Consider the following 3,215-nt stretch of genomic DNA (forward strand, 5'->3'; position numbering starts at 1 on the left):
GGCGCATCGACGCCCGAAATCGCGTCCGACACGATGAAGGAATTCGTCGACCGCTACACGAAAATGTTCGGCGAATACAATGACGAGTCCAACACCAAGGTCTACGCGCTCGAATACATCATCGAGACGCTGAAGGCGAACCCGGCCGCGATCGACAATGTCGAGGAGTTCAAGAAGACGATCGACACTTTCTCGGCGCCCAATCCCTATCTGAAGGACGATGCCAAGCTGACCTATGTCGGAATGACGTCGTTTGGCCAGAAGCGCCAGCTTTCGGTCCCGATGGTGGTCACGGAATACCGCGACGGCAAGTTCGAGACGCTCTTCGTCGCTCAAGTCGATTGACGCAACTGCACCGAAGCGGATTGCCGCAGAGGCTCGAGCATTCGTCTTCAGCCTCTGAACGGCCGGAACCATCCTGATGGAACAAATCATCGCCAACGGGCTTTATCTTGGCGCGCAATACGCCTTGATCGCGCTCGGTCTGACCCTGATCTTCGCGCTGATGAACGTGCTTAACTTTGCCCATGGGCAGATGTACGTTCTCGGCGGCTTCGTCACCTACACCGTCTATGGCCAGCTCGGCATGCCTTTCGTCGTCGCGCTCGTCGCGTCCGGGATCACGCTGCTGGTCATTGGAGCGCTTGTCGAGAAATTCCTTTTCAGGACGGTGATTAAGCGAAGCGTGCGGGAGGAAAGTACGATGCTTCTCGCGGCGGCAGTCGCATTCTTCCTCGACGCCGTGATCCTCCTCCTGTTCGGCGAAAAGCAGCGCGGCGTGCCGAAGATCGTCAAAGGCGTCTTCGTCTCCGACAGCCTCATAATGCCTAACGACCGGCTGCTGGTCGGCGCACTCGCCATACTGTTCATCGCCTCCTTCGTGCTTTTCATGCAGTACAGCAAGCCGGGACGCGCCATGCGGGCGCTGGCGCAGGACCGGGTCGCGGCGCAGCTGATGGGCGTCGAGGTCGACCGCTATTCGATGATCGGCTTTGCGCTCGGCGCCATGCTTGCCGGCATAGTCGGGGGGCTGCTGGTCGCCATCACCGGCGTCAATTCGGGCATCGGCGGGCCGATCTCGATCAAGGCGTTCTTGATGGTGATGATCGGCGGGGCCGGCGTGGTCAGCGGAGCGATCGCCGGCGGCTTCATCCTCGGCATGATGGAATCGGTCGGCCTGACGGTCCTACGCCAATATGGCGACGTCACTTATCTCGTCATCTTCGCCGCGCTGATGGTGTTCCTGAGCATCCGCCCGAACGGGCTCATGGGCAAGCCGTGGGGATGATGGACATGAAGCGTACACGCAACATCCTCGCCGTCGCTGTCTTCCTGCTGGTCGTACTCGTCGGCGTGCCCTGGCTGATCGAGGCGACCGGTCGGCTCGACCTCTACTACACGCTGACCTCGGTCGCGCTGCTCAGCATCGCCAGCGCCGGGGTGTGGGTGACTTTCTACATCGGCCGCATCAATATCGGCCAAGGGGCCTTCGCGCTTATGGGCGGCTATGTTTCGACCATCCTTGTCGTCCAGTACGGTGTGTCGTTCTGGCTGACACTGCCGCTGGCTGGGCTATTCTGCGCCGCTGCAAGCGTGCTGATCGGACTGCCCATCCTCAGGCTTCGCGGCGTCTATTTCGCCATGGTCACGCTGGTTTTGACCGAAGTGGCGCGGCTGCTCGCGCTGGCGCTGCCGATCACCAACGGAGCCAAGGGCATGGTCAGCATTCCGCTCCCCGGCGGCATCTCGATCTTCGGGCTGACCATCCTTCCAGATTTCGCGACGCTCGCCAATCCGCGTCCCGCCTTCTATCTGGTGTCGGTTGTGCTGATGGTGCTGTGCTTTGCGGCGCTCTACCGCCTAGTCCATTCGCGCATTGGCAAACTCTGCCAGTCGTTGCAGCAGAACGAGGAACTGGCCTCCTCGATCGGCGTCAACATCGCCTATCTGCGCGTTATCGCCTACGCCTTCTCCTCATTCCTCGGCGGTCTCGGCGGTGCGATGTTCGTCGCCATCTCGCAGTCGATCTATCCGTCGAGCTTCACCGTCACCGACTCGGTGAACTTCATGCTGAACTGCTTCCTCGGCGGGCTCGGCCACGTCTTCGGGCCGATGATCGGCACCTTCGTGCTCTATTTCGGCTGGGATTTCCTGTTCGAGACCGGCGAGTTCCAGTTGCTGATCTTCTCTTCGGTGCTGATCGCGCTGATGCTGTTCCTTCCCAACGGCCTGCTCAGCCTCAGGCTGTTCGGCAAGAAGCAGGGCTAGGACCATGACTGAGCTTCTCCAGATCAAGGCCGTGACCAAACGCTTCGGCGGGCTGGTCGCGGTCAACAATGTTTCCTTCGCGGTCCGCGAACGCGAAATCCTCTCCGTCATCGGCCCCAACGGCGCCGGCAAGTCGACGCTGTTCAAGTTGATTTCCTCTTTCCTCAATCCGACCTCGGGCGAAGTGCTATTCCGGGGAGAGCGGATTTCAGGCCTAGCGCCGCATATCGTCGCCCGGAAGGGCGTGGTGCGCACGTTCCAGGAGACGACGATCTTCAAGGGCATGACGGTGCGCGACAATGTCATCATCGCGCATCACTTGCGTTCCAACGCCAGCCTTGCCGGCTTCTATCTCGGCACGAACACCGCACGGCGCGACGAGGATGAATTCGGCCGCTCGGCCGACGAGATCATCGACTTCCTCGATCTCGGCGCGCAACGGCATGAGATCGCCAGCACGCTGCCGCACGGCCATCTGCGCGCGCTCGGGATTGCCATCGGGCTCGCTACCAACCCGACCGTGATTCTGCTCGACGAGCCCTTCGCCGGCATGAACCATGACGAAACCGTACGCGCGGTGGAGATGGTGCGCGACGTGCGGAAGCGCGGCGTGACTGTCCTGCTGGTCGAGCACGATATGCCCGCCGTCATGAACATTTCCGACCGCATCGTCGTCCTGAACTTCGGTGTGAAAATCGCCGAGGGAACGCCGAAGGGAATCCAGGAGAACGAAAAGGTCATCGAGGCCTATCTCGGCGCCGAAGATGAGGCGATCGGATTTTAGCCATGAGCGAACTGCTGAAAGTCTCCGACGTCGAACTCTACTACGACCATGTCTATGCACTGAAGGGCGTGTCGCTCAACGTCAACGAGGGCGAGACCGTCGCGCTGATCGGCGCGAACGGCGCGGGCAAATCCTCGATCCTGCGCGCCATCACCGGCCTGAA

General features: G+C 60.9%; 4 protein-coding genes and 1 pseudogene. All 5 read left to right on the forward strand.

Features of this window, described 5'->3' with window-relative positions; genetic code table 11:
• Nucleotides 1-345: pseudogene (locus NKH70_RS35495) on the forward strand (ABC transporter substrate-binding protein); the annotation flags it as partial.
• A 76-nt stretch (nucleotides 346-421) separates the two neighbouring features.
• Entirely contained in the window at nucleotides 422-1,288 is an 867-nt protein-coding gene (locus NKH70_RS35500) for a branched-chain amino acid ABC transporter permease (RefSeq protein ID WP_352912589.1), read from the forward strand.
• 5 nt (nucleotides 1,289-1,293) lie between these two features.
• Nucleotides 1,294-2,268: a branched-chain amino acid ABC transporter permease gene (locus tag NKH70_RS35505; protein WP_353027461.1), complete on the forward strand. Its 975-nt coding sequence runs from the start codon at nucleotides 1,294-1,296 to the stop codon at nucleotides 2,266-2,268.
• A 4-nt stretch (nucleotides 2,269-2,272) separates the two neighbouring features.
• On the forward strand, nucleotides 2,273-3,052 hold the full coding sequence (locus NKH70_RS35510; RefSeq protein ID WP_352912590.1) for an ABC transporter ATP-binding protein: 780 nt from the start codon (nucleotides 2,273-2,275) through the stop codon (nucleotides 3,050-3,052).
• 2 nt (nucleotides 3,053-3,054) lie between these two features.
• Nucleotides 3,055-3,215: ATP-binding cassette domain-containing protein (locus NKH70_RS35515; protein WP_353027462.1), on the forward strand; the 161-nt coding region annotated here is incomplete at its 3' end.

The sequence above is a fragment of the Mesorhizobium sp. M0991 genome (assembly GCF_040318915.1).
In the GTDB taxonomy this organism is placed as follows: Bacteria; Pseudomonadota; Alphaproteobacteria; order Rhizobiales; family Rhizobiaceae; genus Mesorhizobium.